Origin of the sequence: Billgrantia campisalis (assembly GCF_022341425.1) — a bacterium.
GTDB classification, from domain to species: domain Bacteria; phylum Pseudomonadota; class Gammaproteobacteria; order Pseudomonadales; family Halomonadaceae; genus Halomonas; species Halomonas campisalis.
Map to the genome: position 1 here is coordinate 39,462 of NZ_JABFUC010000005.1, position 19,568 is coordinate 59,029.

Annotated in this window: 18 protein-coding genes; 14 read left to right on the plus strand and 4 right to left on the minus strand. The window is 68.4% G+C overall.

Annotated elements, in window-relative coordinates; translation table 11 throughout:
- Positions 1-38 precede the first annotated feature (38 nt).
- The 3 genes from dbpA (at position 39) to HOP52_RS07355 (ending at position 4,511) form a co-directional block, all read left to right on the plus strand.
- Positions 39-1,442: an ATP-dependent RNA helicase DbpA gene (gene dbpA / locus HOP52_RS07345; protein WP_238976724.1), complete on the plus strand. Its 1,404-nt coding sequence runs from the start codon at positions 39-41 to the stop codon at positions 1,440-1,442.
- Between the two features lie 28 nt (positions 1,443-1,470).
- Positions 1,471-2,385 (plus strand): PA4780 family RIO1-like protein kinase, encoded by a 915-nt coding sequence (locus tag HOP52_RS07350; RefSeq protein WP_238976725.1) that lies wholly within the window; start codon positions 1,471-1,473, stop codon positions 2,383-2,385.
- Between the two features lie 143 nt (positions 2,386-2,528).
- Positions 2,529-4,511 carry a putative bifunctional diguanylate cyclase/phosphodiesterase gene (locus HOP52_RS07355; RefSeq protein ID WP_238976726.1) on the plus strand — a complete coding sequence of 661 codons (1,983 nt, stop codon included), beginning with the start codon at positions 2,529-2,531 and terminating at the stop codon, positions 4,509-4,511.
- Between the two features lie 12 nt (positions 4,512-4,523).
- Here the strand turns inward: HOP52_RS07355 and HOP52_RS07360 are convergent, their stop codons facing one another.
- Positions 4,524-5,417, minus strand: a complete 894-nt coding sequence (locus tag HOP52_RS07360) for a bile acid:sodium symporter family protein (protein ID WP_238976727.1) — start codon at positions 5,415-5,417, stop codon at positions 4,524-4,526.
- A 107-nt stretch (positions 5,418-5,524) separates the two neighbouring features.
- On the opposite strand from HOP52_RS07360, the gene menA reads away from it, so the two are divergent.
- The gene (gene menA, locus HOP52_RS07365) at positions 5,525-6,397 is read left to right on the plus strand and encodes a 1,4-dihydroxy-2-naphthoate octaprenyltransferase (RefSeq protein ID WP_238976728.1); all 873 of its coding nucleotides are present in this window, start codon (positions 5,525-5,527) and stop codon (positions 6,395-6,397) included.
- Positions 6,398-6,435: 38 nt separating this feature from the next.
- Entirely contained in the window at positions 6,436-7,275 is an 840-nt protein-coding gene (locus tag HOP52_RS07370) for an alpha/beta hydrolase (RefSeq protein ID WP_238976729.1), read from the plus strand.
- 12 nt (positions 7,276-7,287) lie between these two features.
- Here the strand turns inward: HOP52_RS07370 and HOP52_RS07375 are convergent, their stop codons facing one another.
- Positions 7,288-8,013, minus strand: a complete 726-nt coding sequence (locus HOP52_RS07375; protein ID WP_238976730.1) for a YebC/PmpR family DNA-binding transcriptional regulator — start codon at positions 8,011-8,013, stop codon at positions 7,288-7,290.
- Between the two features lie 148 nt (positions 8,014-8,161).
- Here HOP52_RS07375 and HOP52_RS07380 point away from each other — a divergent pair, with 148 nt between their 5' ends.
- The 6 genes from HOP52_RS07380 (at position 8,162) to HOP52_RS07405 (ending at position 13,199) form a co-directional block, all read left to right on the plus strand.
- Entirely contained in the window at positions 8,162-9,346 is a 1,185-nt protein-coding gene (locus tag HOP52_RS07380; RefSeq protein ID WP_238976731.1) for a M24 family metallopeptidase, read from the plus strand.
- Between the two features lie 110 nt (positions 9,347-9,456).
- Positions 9,457-10,848 carry a uracil-xanthine permease family protein gene (locus HOP52_RS07385; protein WP_238976733.1) on the plus strand — a complete coding sequence of 464 codons (1,392 nt, stop codon included), beginning with the start codon at positions 9,457-9,459 and terminating at the stop codon, positions 10,846-10,848.
- Between the two features lie 134 nt (positions 10,849-10,982).
- Positions 10,983-11,627, plus strand: coding sequence for a rhomboid family intramembrane serine protease (locus HOP52_RS07390; RefSeq protein ID WP_238976734.1), 645 nt, complete (start codon positions 10,983-10,985; stop codon positions 11,625-11,627).
- Positions 11,628-11,703: 76 nt separating this feature from the next.
- The gene (locus tag HOP52_RS07395) at positions 11,704-12,159 is read left to right on the plus strand and encodes an aminoacyl-tRNA deacylase (RefSeq protein ID WP_238976735.1); all 456 of its coding nucleotides are present in this window, start codon (positions 11,704-11,706) and stop codon (positions 12,157-12,159) included.
- 181 nt (positions 12,160-12,340) lie between these two features.
- Entirely contained in the window at positions 12,341-12,583 is a 243-nt protein-coding gene (locus tag HOP52_RS07400) for a hypothetical protein (RefSeq protein WP_238976736.1), read from the plus strand.
- Positions 12,584-12,719: 136 nt separating this feature from the next.
- Complete coding sequence (locus tag HOP52_RS07405; RefSeq protein ID WP_238976737.1) at positions 12,720-13,199, plus strand: SRPBCC family protein; 480 nt, start codon at positions 12,720-12,722, stop codon at positions 13,197-13,199.
- Between the two features lie 24 nt (positions 13,200-13,223).
- Here the strand turns inward: HOP52_RS07405 and HOP52_RS07410 are convergent, their stop codons facing one another.
- Positions 13,224-14,501: an MgtC/SapB family protein gene (locus tag HOP52_RS07410; protein WP_238976738.1), complete on the minus strand. Its 1,278-nt coding sequence runs from the start codon at positions 14,499-14,501 to the stop codon at positions 13,224-13,226.
- Between the two features lie 126 nt (positions 14,502-14,627).
- Positions 14,628-16,607, minus strand: coding sequence for an acyl CoA:acetate/3-ketoacid CoA transferase (locus tag HOP52_RS07415; protein WP_309674584.1), 1,980 nt, complete (start codon positions 16,605-16,607; stop codon positions 14,628-14,630).
- 146 nt (positions 16,608-16,753) lie between these two features.
- Between HOP52_RS07415 and HOP52_RS07420 the strand changes: the two genes are divergently transcribed.
- From HOP52_RS07420 to HOP52_RS07430, 3 genes are all read left to right on the plus strand, one after another.
- On the plus strand, positions 16,754-17,212 hold the full coding sequence (locus HOP52_RS07420) for a LexA family protein (protein ID WP_238976739.1): 459 nt from the start codon (positions 16,754-16,756) through the stop codon (positions 17,210-17,212).
- Entirely contained in the window at positions 17,209-18,486 is a 1,278-nt protein-coding gene (locus HOP52_RS07425) for a Y-family DNA polymerase (RefSeq protein WP_238976740.1), read from the plus strand. The genes HOP52_RS07420 and HOP52_RS07425 overlap by 4 nt, the downstream gene beginning before the upstream one ends.
- Positions 18,487-18,629: 143 nt before the next feature.
- Positions 18,630-19,502 carry a bifunctional nuclease domain-containing protein gene (locus HOP52_RS07430; RefSeq protein WP_238976741.1) on the plus strand — a complete coding sequence of 291 codons (873 nt, stop codon included), beginning with the start codon at positions 18,630-18,632 and terminating at the stop codon, positions 19,500-19,502.
- Positions 19,503-19,568: the final 66 nt, after the last annotated feature.

Consider the following 19,568-nt stretch of genomic DNA (forward strand, 5'->3'; position numbering starts at 1 on the left):
CTACCCGGCCATTGCCCCCTTGTCTGCAGGATGTTCCCTTGTCTGATCCCTTCCCCGATGCCGCCTTCGCCTCGCTGCCGCTGGCGCCGGAACTGCTCGATAACCTCGCCTCGCTGGGCTTCGACGCCATGACGCCGATCCAGGCCGAGAGCCTGCCGCCGATCCTGGCCGGCCGCGACGTGATCGCTCGAGCGAAGACCGGCTCCGGCAAGACCGCGGCCTTCGGCCTGGGGCTGCTCTCGCGGCTGACGCTTGCGAGCTTTGCGGTGCAGGGGCTGGTGCTCTGCCCGACCCGGGAGCTGGCGGACCAGGTGGCCGGCGAGCTGCGCCGGCTGGCGCGCGGCCTGCCCAACGTCAAGGTGTTGACCCTGTGCGGCGGTGCCCCCTTCGGTCCACAGCTCTCCTCCCTGGCCCACGGTGCCCATCTGGTGGTGGGCACCCCGGGTCGGATCGAGGAGCACCTGCGCAAGGGTTCGCTCACCCTGGACGGGCTCGAGACCCTGGTGCTGGACGAGGCCGACCGCATGCTCGACATGGGCTTTCAGGCGAGCCTGGAGGCGATCGTTGCCCAGACCCCGGCGCGCCGCCAGACGCTGCTGTTCAGCGCCACTTTTTCCGACGCCGTGCGGCCCGTGGCCGCGGCGCTGATGCGCGACCCGCTGACGGTGGAGGTGGCCGAGAGCCACGACGCCCGCAGCATCCATGAGCGGGTCTACCGCGTCGCCGACGGCGACGAGGCGCGCCTGGAGGGGCTGTGCCGGCTGCTCTTGCATTTCCGCCCGGCGTCCAGCGTGGTGTTCTGCAACACCAAGCGCGAGACCGACGAGGTGGCCCAGGCGCTCGAGGCGGCGGGCTTCAGCGCCCTGGCGCTGCACGGCGACCTGGAGCAGGCCGACCGTGACCGGCTGCTGGTGCTGTTCGCCAACCGCAGCGCCTCGATCCTGGTGGCCACCGACGTGGCGGCCCGCGGGCTCGATATCGCCGAGCTGGACGCGGTGTTCAACTATCACATCGCCCGGGACCTGGAGGTCCACGTACACCGGGTCGGGCGTACCGGCCGAGCCGGCAGCGCCGGCATCGCCTGCACCCTGGTCGGCGAGGGCGAGGCCTACCGGCTGGCGCGGCTGAGCGACTTCCTCGGCGAGCCCCTGGAGGAGGCCACGCTGCCGCCCCGATCGGTGCTGGCCCGCGAGCCCCTGGTGCCGCCCATGGCGACCCTGCAGATCGGCGGCGGCAAGAAGCAGAAGGTGCGCCCCGGCGATATCCTCGGCGCCCTGACCGGCGAGGCGGGCCTGGCCGGTGACCAGGTGGGCAAGATCAAGGTGCTGGCCAACAGCGCCTACGTGGCCGTACAGCGCGAGGTGGCCGCCCAGGCCCTGGAGCGACTGATCGACGGCAGAATCAAGGGGCGCAGCTTCCGCGCCCGGCGCGTCAGCCAGTGAGGCGCATCGGCGAACCCCAGGGGGAGAGATGAAGATACCCAAGCGACTGCAGCCGCTGGTGGACGACGGCCTGATCGAGGCGGTCGAGAGCCAGCTGATGAGCGGCAAGGAGGCTCAGGTCTACGTGGTGCGCTCCCACGGGGAGCGGCGCTGCGCCAAGGTCTTCAAGGAGGCCAAGCAGCGCAGCTTCAAGCAGGCCGTGCAGTACCAGGAGGGCCGCCGCGAGCGCAACAGCCGCCGCTCCCGGGCCATGGCCAAGAAGACCCGCTACGGCCAGAAGGAGCAGGAGCAGGCCTGGCTCAACGCCGAGGTCGACGCCCTCTACCGGCTGGCCGCGGCGGAGGTGCGGGTGCCCAAGCCCTACGGCTTCATCGACGGCGTGCTGCTGATGGAGATGATCAGTGACGCCGAGGGCCTCACCGCGCCGCGCCTGGACGACGTCACCCTGAGCGCCGAGCAGGCCCGGGAGCACTACGCCAAGATCATCAGTGACGTCGTGAAGATGCTGTATGCCGGCCTGATCCACGGCGATCTCTCCGAGTTCAACGTGCTGCTGGCCGCCGATGGCCCGGTGATCATCGACCTGCCCCAGGCGGTGGACGCTGCCGGCAACAACAGCGCCGAGTGGATGTTCGAGCGCGACGTGGACAACATGCGTCGCTACTTCGGCCGCTTCGCCCCGGAGCTTCTGGCCACCGACTATGGCAAGGAGATCTGGGCGCTCTATGAAGCCGGCGAGCTTCACCCGGAGAGCCAGTTGACCGGCTGCTTCGTGCACGACACCGCGCCGGTCGATGTCGACGAGCTGATGACGGTGATCGACGACGTGCGCGACGAGGAGGCCTACCGCCAGGCGGCCCGCCACCGCGGCGACGAACCCGGGGTCGAGGAGGCCGCCGAGGAGTGGCGGGAATCCCACGGTGAAAGAAAGACGTATTCCTGATGCGACTTTGACTGCAGGCCGAGGGCGTGATATTCACGGGGGCGAGCCATCGAATAATAATTCGATGGGTTCACTTCTTATAGCTCTAATGTAGCGCGATTGAGTTGATTGAGTGACATCTCCTCGTCGCGTAAGGGTCTCCCGTGTCAGCTGCCCCTCAGTGCCAGTCTCATGATCATATCGTCCAGTTCTACGAGGACGACGCCTTTCTCGCCGAGGTCGTGGCCGATTATCTCAAGGCCGGGGCCGACGCCGGCGAACGCCTGCTGGTGCTGTTGACGGCCCCCCACCTGGCGGACGTGCTGCAACGTCTGTCGGCCGGGGGGCTTGATACCGACGCCGCCATGGCCAGCGGGCAACTCGTGGTATATGACGCCGACCTCATGCTGGAGGCCATCATGCGCGATGGCATGCCGGAGGCGGCACTGTTCGAGCGGCACCTCCTCAGCGGTATCGAGGCCGACGGCTCTCCGCCGATCCGCGCCTTCGGCGAACTGGTCGACCTGCTCTGCGCCCGGGGCAACGCCGAGGCGGCGGTGCAGCTGGAGGCGCTCTGGCATGCGGCCTGCCACCGCCTGCCGCTGACCCTGCTGTGCGGCTATTCCCTGCAACACTTCGACCGGCCCGCCGACCAGGCGGCCTTCGATGCCATCTGCGACCATCACACCCATGTCTTGCCGGCCGAGCGCTACAGCCGGCTGGCACCGGGTCAGCAGCTGCGCGAGGTCTCCCGCCTGCAGCAGCAGGTCCAGGCGCTCGACCACGAGAGCGCCTCCCGCCAACAGGCCGAGCAGAACTTGGCCGCCGTGCAGCGGCTATGCGGCGAGATGCTGATGGAGCTGGCCGAGCACGCCCGCCACGACAGGGTGACCGGCCTGACGACGCGCCGACATGCCCAGCAGCGGTTGGCGGACCTCATCGTCGACCCGCCCGGCCAGAGCGGCAGGGTGGCCGTGTTGCATGTCGACATCGACCAGCTCAAGGCGATCAACGAGTCACTGGGCCGGGAAATGGGCGATTACTTCCTGCACCAGACCGCCCAGCGCATCAAGCGCTGCCTGGCTGCCACCGGGATCGTCAGTCGCCTCGACAGCGACGAAATGATGGTGGTGTTGCCGGGTATCGCGTCGCGGTGTGAGCTGAGCAAGGTCGCCGAACGCCTGCTCGACTGGACCAGCCAGCCCGTTGAACTGGGAGGCCAGCGGGTGGTCGCGAGCTGCTGTATCGGCATCAGCCTGTTTCCCGAGCATGGGCGTACGGTCCACGAACTGATGCGACATGCCAATCGCGCCCGACGTCATGCCCAGCGTCTCGGTCATCGCCGCTACCAGGTGTTTACCGCCGAGCTGTGCGACGACGACTTCGATCGCCTCGCTCTGCGTAGCGAACTCCGCGAGGCCCTGCCGCGCGGTGAGCTGGAGCTCTACTATCTGCCCACCCTATGTGCGCGCAGTGGTCAGGTGATGGCCATTTTGGCCCAGCCGCGCTGGCAGTCGAGCCGGTTCGGCAAGGTGGAGGCCGCGCGCTGGATGTCGGTCGCCGAGGAGACGGGGCAGGCGGCCATCATCGGCCGATGGGTCCTGGCGAGGGCGTGCCGTCTTGCCAAGGACTGGATCGAGGCGGGCATCGGCCTGCGGGTGGCGGTGCAGATTCCGACCGCCGAGCTGCTAGGGGGCGAGATCGTCGACCGGGTGGTCGAGGTCCTGGAGCATAGCGGCTTGCCGGGCGAGATGCTGGAGCTGGAGCTGAGCGAGAGCGGCCTGATGCGTGCCCCCCGGCATGCCGCGGCCATGCTCGAGCGGCTCAAGGCGCTCGGCGTGCGGCTCACCGTCGACGAGTTCGGCAGCGGTCGGTCGAGTCTCGAGTACCTCCACCACTTTCCGATCGACTCCATCAAAATCCACCAGCCGTTCATCGCAGACTGCCTCGACGCCCCCCACCATCAGGCGATCATCGGGTCGATGATCGGCATGGCTCACCAACTGGGGCAGCAGGTCATCGCCGGCGGTGTGGCGACCCGAGAGCAGGCCGATTACCTGCGCTGGCAAGGCTGTGATCTCCTGCAGGGGCCCCTCTGGTCGCGAATGGAGTACTGCGACGCGCCTGGCGACCAGGCCCCGGAGTAGCGCGGGCGGCGGTCAGTATCTCCGTGCGGTCGCGGACACTGGGCGTCGGTCCCGCCACAGACAGGTGAACATCCACAGGAACACCGGCACGTTCATCAGCAGGCCGTAGAGCAGCGGTACCAGGCCGATGGCCGGCTGCTGCAGCAGCGCGAAGGCCACCATCATTGCCACGCCGGCGTTCTGCACGCCCACTTCCACGGTGATGGCGCGCACGCTGTCATGGGGCAGGCGCAGCCGACGGGCGACCATGTGCCCCAGCGTCATGCTCGAGAGGCAGAGCAGCAGCACGGCCAGGGTCTCGAGGCTGATCAGGGCCGGCAGCCGACCGGCATGGCCGACGAAGAGCGCGACCACCATCGTGATCATCGCCACCCCGGTGACCCCCTTGACTGCGGGCAGCACCCGCTCGCGCCAGGCTGCCGGCAGGGCCCGACGCAGCAGCATGCCGGCCAGCACCGGCAGCAGGGTGACCAGCAGCAGCTGGCCGACGGTGTGCCAGTAGGGCAGCGAGAAGCCCAGCGCGGTGAGCCCCAGCAGTTCGAGATTCCAGCCCATGATCAGCGGCAGGGTGAAGGGAGCCAGCACCGCGGCGATGGCGGTGAGGGTGACCGACAGGGCCAGGTCGCCCTGCACCAGGTAGCTGAACATGTTGGAGGTGGCCCCGCCCGGCACCAGGGCCACCAGCAGCAGGCCGGCCGCCGCCAGCGGGGAGAGGGGCAGCAGCAGCACCAGCGCCCAGGCCAGCAGCGGCAGGGCGAGCAGCTGCAGGGCGGTGCCCAGCAGCACCCGGCGGGGATGGCGCCAAGTGCGGGCGAAGTCGGTGCCGGTGAGGCTCAGGCCCATCGCCATCATGACGCTGGCCAGCACCCAGGGCAGTGCCACCTGCGATAACCAGTCGGCGGACATCCTGTCTCCTTGCGGTAACCCTCGACACGCCACAGAGTATGCCCCATGGCTCGCGTGCCGACGACCGGCAGCGCATCTTCAGGGACGAAAAGGGAAATGACGACGCAATGAACAGGATGGCCATCTGGGTGCATACGCTGCGCCCGCGTACACTGCCCGCGGCGCTGGGGCCGGTGTCGCTGGGCCAGGGGCTGGTGATGCCCGGCCACTTCGCCTGGTCCACGGCGCTCCTCTGTCTGATCTGCGCGCTGGCGCTGCAGCTGGCGGTGAACCTGGCCAACGACCTTTTCGACGGTCTCGCCGGGGTGGACCAGCCCGACCGCCTGGGCCCCACCCGCGCCCTGCAGGCGGGGTGGCTCAGCGCCAGTGAGCTGCGCGTGGGCCTCGTCGTGACCCTGGGCATTGCCGTGGCAACGGGGCTATGGCTGGCGGTCTTCGGCCACTGGCTGCTGTGGGCGCTGGGCGGCCTGGCGCTGCTTGGGGTGCTCGGCTACAGCGGCGGGCGGCGGCCCTATGCCAACCGCGGGCTGGGGGAGGCGGCGGTGTGGCTCTTCTTCGGCCCGGTGGCGGTGCTGGGTAGCCTGCTGGCTCAGCAGAGCCCGATTGGCCCGCAGGCGGTGGTGGCCAGTATCCTGATGGGGATGCCGGTGGCCGCTATCCTGATGGTGAATAACCTGCGCGACCGTCATACCGATGCCCGCGCCGGCAAGATCACGCTGGCGGTACGCCTGGGGCCGGTGGCGACCCGCCGGCTGTTCACGCTGCTGACGGCGGGGCCGTTGGTGGCTACGCTGCCGCTGGGCCTGCCGGCCTGGGGGTGGGGGGCGTGGCTGGCGGCCGGCCTGGCGGCGCTGGGCCTGGTGCGCGAGATGCAGCGCCGCGATGGCGCCGCGCTCAATGGGCTGCTGGGCCTGACGGCACTCTACTCGCTGGTCGTGGCCCTGTGGCTGTGGCTACGCTTGGTGGTGGCTGTCGGCTGAGTGCCCGGCGGCGCCCTACGAGAGCGGTAGGAGAGCATATGCTACTACGCTGGCTGCTTTGGATCGCCGTGGTTTACCTGCTGGTGGTGTCGCTGGCCTGGGCCTTTCAGGAGCGGCTGCTCTACCTGCCCCACGTGGGCCGTGAGCATGTCGGTACCCCCGCCGACCGGGGCCTGCCCTGGGAGGAGGTGGCGCTGGAAACCGAGGACGGCCTGACCCTGGACGCCTGGTGGGTGCCCGCCCAGCCGGCGCGCGGCAGCCTGCTGTTCTTCCACGGCAACGCCGGCAATATCTCCCACCGCCTGGACTCGATCCGGCAGTTCCACCGGCTCGGTCTGTCGGTGCTGATCCTCGACTACCGCGGCTACGGCCGCAGCGAGGGCAGCCCGTCGGAGGCCGGCACCGCCCTGGATGCCCGGGCGGCCTGGCGCTGGATGGTCGAGGAGCGGGGGCTGCCCCCCGAGGAGATCGTGCTCTTCGGCCGTTCGCTGGGGGCCGCCGTGGCGGCGGAGCTGGCCGCCTCCCGGGATGGCGCCGAGCAGCCGGCGGCGGTGATCCTGGAGTCTTCATTCCGCTCGGTGCCCCGGCTCGGCCAGCGGCTCTACCCCTTCCTGCCGGTGCGCTGGTTGGCCCGTCTCGACTACGATACCGAGTCGCGGGTGGCACAGATCGAGGCACCGCTGCTGGTGATCCATAGCCGTGACGACGAGATCATTCCCTTCGCTGAGGGCGAGGCCGTGTACCGGGCCGCCAACGACCCCAAGCGGCTGCTGGAGATCCGTGGCGGCCACAACACCGGCTTTCTCGACAGCGAACCGGACTACTCCAGCGGCATCGAGGCCTTCCTGGACGAGCTGAGTCAGCTGCCGCGGCGATGATGCCGCGCTCGCCTACTGCTCGGGCAGCTCGGCGTTGTGGAAGACGTTCTGCACGTCGTCCAGGTCGTTGAGGGTGTCGAGCAGCTTCTCGAACATCGCCACGTCGTCGCCCTCCACCGGGGTGGTGGTCTGGGGCACGAACTGGATCTCGTCGACCTCGAAGTCGAGCTCGCCGAAGGCATCGATCAGCGCCTGCTTGGCCTTGGCGTACTCGGTGTGGGGCGCGAAGACGGTGATCCGGCCCTCCTCGTTCTCGATGTCGGTGACATCGACGTCGGCCTCCATCAGCGCCTCGAGCACCGCCTCCTCGTCGTCGCCCGGGAAGGCGAGGATGGCGCAGTGGTCGAACATATGGCTGACGCTGCCCGGGGTGCCGAGCTTGCTCTTGGCCTTGTTGAAGCAGCCGCGCACGTCACCGAAGGTGCGGTTGGGATTGTCGGTGAGGCAGTCGACGATGACCATGCAGTTACCGGGGCCGAAGCCCTCGTAGCGTGCCGGGGAGAAGTCCTCGCCGCCCACGCCGCTGGCCTTGTCCAGCGCCTTGTCGATCACGTGGCTGGGCACCTGGTCCTTCTTGGCCCGTTCGATCAGGCCACGCAGGCTAAGGTTGCCCGCGGGGTCGGTGCCGCCCTGCTTGGCGACCACGTAGATCTCGCGGCCGTACTTACTGTACACCTTGGTCTTGGCGGCGGCCGTCTTGGCCATGGATTCCTTGCGGTTCTGAAAGGCCCTGCCCATATCGTTGTCCTGTCACGTCAAACACGCCCGGGATTCTACGAAACACAGGGAGACGCGAACAGCCTTATTTCGCGCCGATTTCGGGCGGCATGACGGGGGTCATGGCTACACTGCCGACACCACCCCGCCACTCTCCGGAGCCCGCCTCATGGATCACCACGCCTACCGCCACGCCCTGGCCGCCCAGCTGCAGGGGGCCGAGCTGCCTTTTCCCGCCGCGGAGTTCGATGCCCGCCTGACGCGGACTCGGGCCGCGATGCAGGCCGCGGGGCTCGAGGCGCTGCTGCTCACCGACCCCGCCGATATCTTCTACCTGACCGGCTACCACACCTTCGAGGTGTCGGTGCACACGGCTCTGGTGGTCGCGTCTGAACGGCTGGTCCTTCAGGCGCCCTCCATCGAGACCGGCCCGGCGGTGGTCACCGCCCGGGTCGACGAGATACTAGGCTATCGCTGGGAGGGGATCGACGAGGTGATTGCGCCGCTGGCCGAGACCCTGGCGGGCTACCGCAGCATCGGTATCGACGCCTTCGGCGCCGGCCTGCGCTTCGGGGTGATCCGTGCCCTGCAGGCGCGACTGGGCGCCGAGCGCTTTCGCGACGACGGCGGGGAGCTGCTCGACCGGCTGCGCATCGTCAAGTCGTCGGCGGAGCTCGACTGCCTGCGCGAGAGCGCACGGATCACCGCGGCCGGCCTCGCCGCCGCCGAGGCGGTGATCGCCCCGGGGGTGACCGACAACCAGGTGGCCGCCGAAGGGGCGCGGGCCATGCTCGCCGCCGGCGGGGAGTTCATGAGCCTGCAGCCGATCGTCACCAGCGGGCGCCGTATCAGCATCATCCACGTCAACCACAAGCGTACCCTGATCGAGGCGGACGACCCGGTGTTCCTGGAGTTCGGCTCGGCCTATCAGCGCTACACGGCGCCGATGATGCGCACCGCGGTGGCCGGCCGCGCCAGCCCCGAGATGCAGTCGGTTCGTGACCTGTGTCGCGACCTCTACGAGACGCTGCTCGAGGCGATGCGCCCGGGCAACAGCTTCGACGCTGCCGCCCGCGCCGCCGAGCGGGTGCTCGCCCCCCACGCCGAGCGGCTGTTCTTCTCCGGAGTGTTCGGCTATGCGGTGGGCGCCCAGTTCCCGCCCAGTTGGGTCGAGGGCAGCGGCTTCATTGCCGCCGGTCAGCAGCGCGAGTTCGTCGCCGACATGGTATTTCACCTGCCGCTGTGCCTGCGCCTGCCCGGGCAGTGGGGCATCGGCATCAGCGACACCGTGCGTGTCACCCCGGCCGGCGGCGAGGCGCTGACCGACAACGACTGGCGGCTCGGGGAGTGCTGAACGACGGCATGGGGCGCGCTTTATGTATACAGAAATTGTGTACTTATATTGTTTATATTAGGATGCTTTGTTGACTAATATTGTATACATAAAAAGCCACGAGACCTGAGATGAGCACAACACAACCCAACCAGTCGGTCTTCGACTTCTACGGCAAGCCTTCGCTGGGCAAGGCCTTGCCGCTCTCCTTCCAGCACATCCTGGCGATGATCATGGGCACGGTCACCGTGCCGATCATCGTGATCGGTGCGGTGGGCGGCAGCCTCGCCGAGCAGATGCTGCTGATCCAGATATCGCTGATCGCCGCGGGTATCTCCACCCTGATCCAGCTCTATGGCATCGGCCGCTTCGGGGCCAGGCTGCCGACCATCTTCGGCGTGGGCTTCGCCTATGTGCCAACGCTGGTGGCGGTGGGCGCCCAGTACGGCATCGGCGGCATCCTCGGCGCGCAGATCATCGGCGGGGTGACCATGATGCTGGTGGGGCTGTTCATCACCCGGATTCGCCACCTGTTTCCGCCCATCGTGGCGGGAACCGTGGTGCTGGTGATCGGCCTGTCGCTCTACGATATCGCCATCCACTACATGTCGGGCGGCGTCGGTGCCAGCGACTACGGCGACCCGCGCAACTGGCTGGTGGCCATCGTCACCCTGCTGGTGGTGCTGGGCGTTTCCCAGTTCGCCCGCGGCTTCATGAAGCTGGCGGCAATCATCTGCGGCATCGGCGTGGGCTATGTGCTGGCGCTGATGCTGGGGATGGTTGACTTCAGCCCGGTGCGTGATGCCGGCTGGGTCAGCGCGCCGCGGCTGATGCCCTTCGAGCTGGAGTTCCACCTGGCGGCGATCATCTCAGTGGTGATCATCTGCGTGGTCAACTCGGTGCAGACCATCGGCGACCTGTCGGCCACTTCGGTGGGGGGGATGAATCGTGAGCCGACCACCCGCGAGCTGTTTGGCGGGCTGATGGGCAACGGCGCCACCACGGCGGTGGGCTCGCTGTTCGGCGCCATGCCGACCTCCTCCTACAGCCAGAACGTGGGAATCGTGGCCATGACCAAGGTGACCTGTCGCTTCGTACTGGCGCTGGCGGCGGTCTTCATGCTGGTGGCGGGGCTGATGCCCAAGTTCGGCGCCATCATGACCACCATTCCCTACCCGGTGCTGGGCGGGGCCACCATCACGGTGTTCGGCATGATCACCATGACCGGGATTCAGTTGATCACCAAGGATGAGCTGTCGGCCCGCAACATGACCATCGCCAGCCTGGCGCTGGCGCTGAGCATGGGCATCTATGCGGTGCCCGAGGCGATCGAAGCCTTCCCGGAGATGCTGCAGCTGGTGGTGGGTGGCTCGCCCATCGTGGTGGCGGCGGGGGTGGCCTTCACCCTCAACCTGGTGCTGCCCAAGCGCTCGCTGGCCGACGAAGCCGCCGAGCGCGAGGAGATGGCGCGCAAGATGAACGAGGAAGATGCCGCACCGGCGGCGGAGTCGCGGGCATCCTGAGCCGGCAGCGAACGGTGTGTCGGCTGTCCGGCACACCGTCCGCCCCGCCTGGGGCACCAAGTGCGGCCTGACCTGTCACAAGTGGCGATAGCAACGTCTCATCAAGCAAGCGCTCAAGGAGACGCGATGACCGTTTGTCGACCCTGCCGCCCATGAGCATGACCCTGGCACTGGTGGCCGTCACCACGGCGGTGAGCCTGCTGGCGTGGCGCTGGCCGCGCCTGTTCGATGCGCTGATCTACTGGCCGCCCGGCGTTGCCCGGGGACAGTGGTGGCGGCTGCTGGGGCACGGTTTCATACACTCAAACGGCACCCACCTGCTCTTCAACATGATCACCCTCTACTTCTTCGGTACGGTGATGGAGCTGGTGCTGACGCCGCGCATCGGCCCCCTGGGCTTCGTGCTCTTCTATCTCTCCGGCCTGCTGGTGGCGATCCTGCCGACCCACCTCAGGCAGCGTCGCAATCCCCGCTTTCGCAGCCTGGGCGCCTCGGGTGCCGTCTCGGCGATGCTCTTCGCCTACATCCTGCTGCGGCCCTGGTCGCTGCTGTTCGTGTTCTTCATCCCGGTGCCGGCGATCCTGTTCGCCGCCGCCTACATCGTCTACTCCTTTCGTGCCCAACGCCACGGGGGCGACAACGTCAACCACAGCGCCCACCTGTGGGGCGGTGCCTGGGGCGTGGCGTTCATGTTCTGGCTGGAGCCGGCGCTGGCGCTGCGCTTCTTCCACGAGCTGGTGGCGCCGCTGGAGGCCTCGGGCGGCATCTGGCTGAGTTAGTACTCCGCTCGGCGCCGAGGCTGACTATCCTTATGGTGAGTTCCCATGTGATCAGCAACTGCGGGGAGTAACGGTCATGTCCATGGCGAAAGTGAAACAGCATCTCGATGAGCAGAGCGTGAAATACGTCATCATGCAGCACTCCGAGGCCTATACCGCCCAGGAGGTGGCCGAGGCGGTGCATGTGCCCGGCAGGCACTTCGCCAAGTGCGTGATGGTGAAGATCGACGGTCGACTGGCCATGGCGGTCTTGCCGGCGACCGACCAGGTCGACCTGGACCGACTGGGCAAGTCCACCGGCGCCCGGGCCGTCGAACTGGCGGAGGAGGCGGACTTCCAGGACCGCTTTCCGGAGTGCGAGCTGGGCGCCATGCCGCCCTTCGGCAATCTCTTCGGCATGGAGGTCTTCGTCTCGCCGCACCTGACCCAGGCGGATCTGATTGCCTTCAATGCCGGCAGCCACAGCGAAGTGATGCAGCTGGCCTATAGCGCCTTCGAACGTCTGGCCAGTCCGGTGGAGGTGGCGATGTGAGCCGGTCGCAGCCGAATCGGCGCCCGCTTGTGACGGTTTGACGCATCGGCATTGTCTGTTGAGGTGGCGATAACCTTCTATGCTGGGAGCAGACCGGCGCGGATGCAGTGGCGTCGGCGACAGGTGCGACAGCGCGATAGTGGTATCACTCAGCCATGTTCAGAATCCTTGGGAGGATGATATGACGCAGACGGTTACCGCGAGCTATGACAGCATTGATAAGGCCCGCAACGCCTTCGATGAGCTGGTGGCCGAGGGCTTCCCCCGCGAGAAGCTCTATTTCGACAAGGAGACCAGTCAGGTCAAGGTGATCATCCCGGACACCTCCAAGCCGGAGGCGGAAGAGATTCTTCGGCGCCACGAGCCGGATGAAGTCTGGGCGCGCCCCTTCCCCTATGAGGAGGAGCCAGAACAAGAGGCATAGCGCCTGACCATGGCCGTGAACCCTGACGCCGACCCGCTGGTGGCGGCGCTTGAGCGCGTCGAGCAGGTCAGCGGCCTATCAGCTGACCCGGCGCTGCCTCCCGACCACTTCTTGCCCTGACAGGCTCCCGGCAGCTGTGACACGCTATCACTTCGTGACCACCTGGCGGTTCGAGGCGCCGATCGAGGAGGTCTATCGCGTGCTGAGCGAAGCACACCGCTGGCCGGCCTGGTGGCCCAGCGTCACCGCGGTTGAGCAGCTGGCGCCGGGGGATGAGCGCGGCGTCGGGCGGGTCTATCGCTATGTGTGGAAGAGCCGCCTGGGCTATCGCCTGCGCTTCGATATCCGCGTGACCCGGGTGGAGTCCCCCTGGCTGATCGAAGGGGAGGCCAGCGGCGATGTGCAGGGCATTGGGCGATGGCGGCTGATCGAGGAGGGGGCGGTGACCCAGGTGCGCTACGAGTGGCGGGTCTTCACGACCCGGCGCTGGATGAACCTGATCGCGCCGGTGGCGCGACCGCTGTTCGCCTGGAGCCACCACGCGGTGATGCGCGACGGCGCCGTGGGGCTGGCGCGGCGTCTCGGGGCGCGGCTGCTGGCGGCGGCCCATGACTGAGCCTGCCGCCGTCTTGCCGCGGGCTCAGACTAGCCAGGCCACGGTCAGGCCCACCACCAGCGACAGCAGCATCGGCACCGCGACGCGTCGGCCGACCGGCGGCGTGCCCACGGTGATCGCCATGCCCGCCTTGACCAGGTTGTTCACCGCCGCAGCGATGATGATGCCCAGCACGGCGGTGCTGGCATCGATGGTGGTCAGCGACATGCGGCTCAGCGACAGGGTGATGGCATCCACGTCGGCCAGGCCGGAGGAGGCGGCCAGCAGATAGATGCCGGCCTCGCCCAGCAGTTCGCGCAGCCATTCACCGAGTACCATGATCAGCGCCAGCAGGGCGCCGAACAGCAGCGCCACGCGCAGCTCCAGCGGGTTCTGGCTCAGCGGATGGTCGACCTTGAGGGCCTGCCGTTGGCGATACCAGATCACCAGGGCCGGCACGTAGAGCGTCAGGCCCATCAGCGCTATCGGCAGCAGCAGCTGGGGGACCAGGCCGGGGCTGATCACCGTGGCGTAGAGTAGGATGCGGGGAAACATGGTGCCGCAGGCGAGCAGGATGCCGGCGGCCAGCATCGGGCTGAGCACCGGGTTGCGGCGGGATTGGCGAGCGAAGTGCAGGGTCAGGGCCGTGGAGGAGCTGAGCCCGGCGAACAGCCCGGTGAACAGGATGCCCTTCTCGGTGCCGCCCACGCGAATGGCGAAGTAGCCGACGAAGGAGATCGAGGCGATCAGCACCACCAGCCACCAGATCTCGTAGGGGTTGAGTACCTCGCCGGGCCCCATGCCGCGGTTGGGCAACAGCGGCAGCATGACGGCGCTGATCAGTAGCAGCTTGAGGCCGGCATCCAGCTCATGGGCCTGCAGCTTGTTCAACAGGCCGTGGATCTCCTGCTTGTTGTCGAGCACCACCGCGGTCACCACCGCACAGGCGGTCGCCAGCACCAGATCCACGGCGACGGCCACGGCACCGAAACAGAAGGTCAGCAGCAGCCCCACCAGGCCGGTGATGCTGTAGTCCTGGCTCTGCTCCATGCGTGCCCGGTAGGCCACCAGAGCAATGAGCGCCACGGCCAGGAAGGCCAGCGGCAGGATCCAGACGGTGACGGTCTCGGCGAGCAGGGCGGCGATGCCGCCGAGCAGCCCCACCAGCGAGTGGGTGCGTATCCCGGCCACTCGCTCCCCCGACTTCTTGCCGCGCGCCACCCAGCCCCGCTCGATGCCGATCAGGGCGCCCAGCAGCAGCGCCACCGTCAGTTGGATGGCGGTCTCGTTGGCGGCGATGAACTGGCTGGCGACATCATCCATGTGCTTGATATCCTGGCACTTGAGGGCGGCTTAGGGTCCTTTTAGGGTGGACCCTCGCGGCCCCGGCAGCAATCGCCAGCTTGCCTGCCGCTGGGTTGCCGGCGCATTCTTCGGCCGCCCCCAGCCTCAGTCGGGGTCCTTCAGATGCTCCCGGGCTTCCTCGGCGCTCTCATAGATATGCGGCGGCACGGCGCGTGCTTCCAGGGCGTGACCGAGCTTCTTACGCATGAAACTGCTGGTGGTATAGCGGGTGACCTGGTGATAGAAGCGCCGCTCCAGGTCGCTGACCATGGCCGTATAGGCGTCCAGCAGCGCCTCGTCGATGCGAAAGTGGTCGTAGTTGACGATGGCGTAGACGCGGCGGCCCAGCGGTGTCAGATGGCGCTCCACGGTGTCGCGTATGGCGTCGATGTCGGCGTGGGAGGCGATCTTCAGGTTTTCGAAGTTGATAAAGAAGATGTCCTCGGCGGCGTCGAAGTGGAAGCGTTGGGCGAGTGGCAGGGTGAGCAGATCCTCGCGCAGGCCCATGGGTTGCTCGCGGAAGATGCGCTCGTCCATCGGCCGTGGCGGCTCGGGCATCAAGGGCGTGAAGGCCATCTGGGCCAGGATGTCGCGCTCGAGGTCTACCCCCGGGGCGATCTCGGTGAGGGCGATGCCCTGCGGGGTCAGCGCGAACACGCAGCGCTCGGTCACGTAGAGCACCGGCTTGCCGTCGGCGGCGGCCAGTTCGCCGCTGAAGGTGCGGTGCTCCACCTCGGCGACGAACTTGGGATGGCCGCCCTCGGGCAGGCGCAGCTGGCCGTCGACGATCTCGAGGGCCTCGCTGGTGACCGTGAAGGTCCCCATGAACACCACTCGGCGGGCGTTCTGGCTGATATTGATGAAACCGCCGGCCCCGGCCAGGCGCGGGCCGAACTTCGAGACGTTGACGTTGCCGACGCCATCGACCTGGGCCATGCCGAGGAAGGCGACGTCCAGCCCGCCGCCATCGTAGAAGTCGAACTGAGCCGGCTGGTCGATGATCGCCTGGGTATTGAGCGCCGCGCCGAAGTCGAGCCCGCCGGCGGGCAGGCCGCCGATCACCCCGGGCTCGGTGGTGAGCGTCACCAGCTCCAGCACCCGCTCTTCGCTGGCCACCGCGCCGACCCCCTCCGGCATGCCGATCCCCAGATTCACCACGCTGTTGGGGGCCAGCTCGAAGGCGGCGCGCCGGGCGATGATCTTGCGCGCCGACAGCGGCAGCGCCTCGGGAGTGGCCATGGGCGCCTTGATCTCGCCGGAGTAGGCCGGGTTGTAGGGGGTGCGGAAGGTCTGCCAGTGGTGCTCGGGCTCATCGCAGACCACCACGCAGTCCACCAGGATGCCGGGAATGTGCACGTCCTTGGGATGCAGGGTGCCGCGCTCGGCCAGCCGCTCGACCTGCACGATCACCAGGCCGCCGGAATTGCGCACCGCGGTGGCGATGGCCAGTGCCTCCAGCACCAGGGCCTCGCGCTCCATGCTCACGTTGCCCAGGGTGTCGGCGGTGGTGCCGCGCAGCAGCGCCGCCTGCAGCGGCAAGGCCGGATAGAACAGGTACTCCTCGCCGTCGATGGGCAGCAGACGCACCCGCTCCTCGGTGGTGATGTCGTTGATCTTGCCGCCGCCGAGACGCGGATCGACGAAGGTGCCGAGGCCCACCCGGGTCAGGGTGCCCGGCTTGCCGGCGGCGATGTCGCGAAACAGGTGCGAGATCACCCCCTGGGGCAGGTTCCAGGCCTGAATGCGCCCTTCGATGGCGAGCCGCTGCAGGGCCGGCACCAGTCCCCAGTGGCCACCGATTACCTTCGCCACTAGCCCCTCGTGGCCGAGATGGTTGAGCCCGCGGCTCTTGCCGTCGCCCTGGCCGGCGGCGTACATCAGCGTCAGGTCGCGGGGGTGGCCGGTCTCGAGGAAGCGCGCCTCCAGGGCCACCGCCAGATGCTCGGCGAAGCCGATGCCGACGAAGCCGCCGGTGGCCACGGCGTCGCCGTCGCGGATCAGGTCGATGGCTTCGCGGGCGGAGACGATCTTGCCCTTCTCGGTGAAGGGGCGGCGGGAGAGCAGCGGGTGAGTCTGGCGGTCCATGGGCGGGCTCCCTGAGGGCTATTGTTGTTGTCATGGCACGTTACCACGCACATTACCACAGACCGCACAACGCCTGGCGAGCGGGGAGTTGCCAAGCTGCCGGATCTCTCTGATACTGTATTAAAATACAGTTTCGGGAGGTGCCCATGCGACAGGCCTTGCCACCGGCCGTGCGTCTGTTCGGTCGAGCCATGATCGAGCCCGCAGGCGGCACCCAGCCGCTGATGGGGTGCCGGGTGCGGGCTGGTTTCCCCAGCCCGGCGGATGATCACCTGGACGTGGAGATCGACCTGCACGCCCATGTGGTGCGCCGGCCGGCCTCCACCTACTTCGTGCGCGCCGAGGGCGACTCCATGCGCGGTGACGGCATCCATCACGGCGACCTGCTGGTGGTGGACCGCAGCCTCGAGCCGCTGCCGGGCCGGGTGGTCGTCATCGCCGTGGACGGCGAGCCCACCGTCAAGCGGCTGGCGCGGCAAGGCGAGGGCATCGTGCTGCTGGCCAGCAATCCGCGTTTCGCACCGATTCCGCTGGCCGGGCGGGAGTGCCATGTGTGGGGCGTGGTCACCCATGTGGTGCATGCCCTGCCGGAGGTGGCGCCATGATCGCCCTGGTCGACGGCAACAACTTCTATGTCAGCTGCGAGCGGGTCTTCGACCCGCGCCTGGAGGGCCGCCCGGTGGGCGTACTCTCCAACAACGACGGCTGCGTGGTGGCGCGTTCCGAGGAGCTCAAGGCGCTGGGCGTGGCGATGGGGGCGCCGCTGCACCTGCTGCCGCCGGACATTCGCCGGCGCGCGGCGCTGCTCTCCAGCAACTATGCGCTCTACGGCGACATGAGCCGGCGGGTGAACCAGGTGCTCGCGGAGTTCTCGCCGGACGTGGAGCCCTACTCCATCGACGAGAGCTTCGTGGGCTTCGATGGCTTTCCCGCGGCGCGCCTGGAGGCCCACTGCCGGGCGCTGCGCGATACCGTGGGCCGGTGGACCGGGATTCCCGTCGGAGTTGGCGTGGCCCCGACCCGGGTGCTGGCCAAGGTGGCCAACCACCAGGCCAAGCGCGAGCCCGCCCACGAGGGGGTGTGCCTGCTGGGGGCGGATGACGCCGCGACCCGCCGGGTCCTCGAGCGGCTGCCGGTGACCGCGCTGTGGGGCGTGGCGCGGCGCAGCGGTGAGCGGCTGGCGCTGATGGGGATCGATACCGCCTGGCAGCTGCGCGAGGCGGATCCTCGCTGGGTGCGAAGCCGTTTCTCGGTGGTCATGGAGCGTCTCATCTGGGAACTCCGCGGTCGTCCATCGATCACCCTGGATGACATGAGTGAACCGCGCCAGCGTATCCTGGTGTCGCGCTCCTTCGGGCGGCTCACCGGCGATCTCGACGAGCTGCGGGCGGCCGTTCGCCAGCACGGTGCCCGGGCGGCCGAGAAGCTGCGTCGCCAGGGCAGCCAGGCCCGGGCGTTGCAGGTGTTTCTGCGTACCAATCCTTTTCTGGCCGGCGAGCCCCAGTACCGCAACAGCGTGGTGGTGGCGCTGCCCGAGCCCACCGACGACAGCCGCGCGGTGCTCGAGGCGGCGTCGCGGGGGCTCGAGGCACTCTTCCTCGAGGGCTATCGTTACCAGAAGTGCGGCGTGATGCTGCTCGATCTGGTGGAGGCCGAGCGCCGCCAGCTCCCCCTGCTGGACGGGCCGGCGGGCGAGGCCAGGCGCGATCGCAGTCGGCGGCTGATGGCAGCGCTGGACCGGCTCAATCGCGAGATGGGGCGCGACACCGTGCGCTTCGGCCTGCCGCGCCGGGACAGCGCCTGGGCGCTGCGCTGCCAGCGGCGCACGCCGCGCTATACCACGCGCTGGGATGAGCTGATGCGCGTCAAGACGGCCTGAAACATCGCTGGCGGCTGCAGGGCGTGGCCGCTCCTGAACCGAGCATCGGCAAGGGCGTTACCGGCGGGAATGGCAGAGAGGGCCGCAGGGTGCCATCCTGTAGGCACATCCCTGTCGCCGAATCCCGGTGAAGAAGGAGGCCTATGTCACTGCCGTCGATCCGGCGCTATCTGGCGCCCCTGCTGCTGGGAAGCCTGCTGCTGCTTGGCTTCCATAACGCCGCCGCCCGCGACCTGGCGGCCGAGCCCGCCGACATGGTCGAGGTGGAGATCGCCACCGTCGGGGTGGCGGGGCCCGGCGGTCCGCCAGTGGTGCTGCTGCGCGAGCCCGGCGCCCAGGCGGTGATTCCGATCTTCATCGGCCCCAATGAGGCCGGCGCCATCCTCAGGGGGCTGAGCGGCGATCGCACCCCGCGACCCATGACCCATGAGCTGCTCGGCAGCGTGCTCGAGGGCATCGACGCCACCCTGGAGCGGGTCTACGTCGATGCCATCGTCGACAACACCTTCCTGGGCATGCTGGAGCTGCGGCTGGAAGGCCGCGATGACCCGGTGCGTATCGACAGCCGGCCCAGCGACGCCATCGCCCTGGCGCTGTATGCCGGGGCGAGCATCCATGTGGCGCCCCAGGTGCTGGAGGCCGCCCGGCAGATCGAATACGAAGGGCTGGAGGATCAGGCGGTGGTCGCCCTGGGGATCACCGTGACGCCGGTCAGCGACGATCTGCGCGAGGCCCTCGGCCTGCCGGACCAGGAGGGCGTGCTGGTCAGTGACGCCAGCGGGCCGGCCCTGGATGCCGGGTTGTCCCCCGGGGCGCTGCTGCTGGAGGTCAATGGGGAAGTGCCGAGCACGCCGATGCAGTTCCTCGAGCTGGTGCGCGATACGCCCCCGGGGGAAGAGGCCCAGCTACGCTACTGGCAGGAAGGCGAGGAGCACGAGTTGGAGCTCTCCACCGACGTTCCCTCGCCGCGCCCGGCCCCGCGTCAGCGCCCCGAGGCTCCCGCCATTCGTACCTGAGGCCGCTTGGACCCTGCTTGCGCCGCCCCCGACCCTGCGTCGGGGGCGGTCGTGTGAATGCGCGGC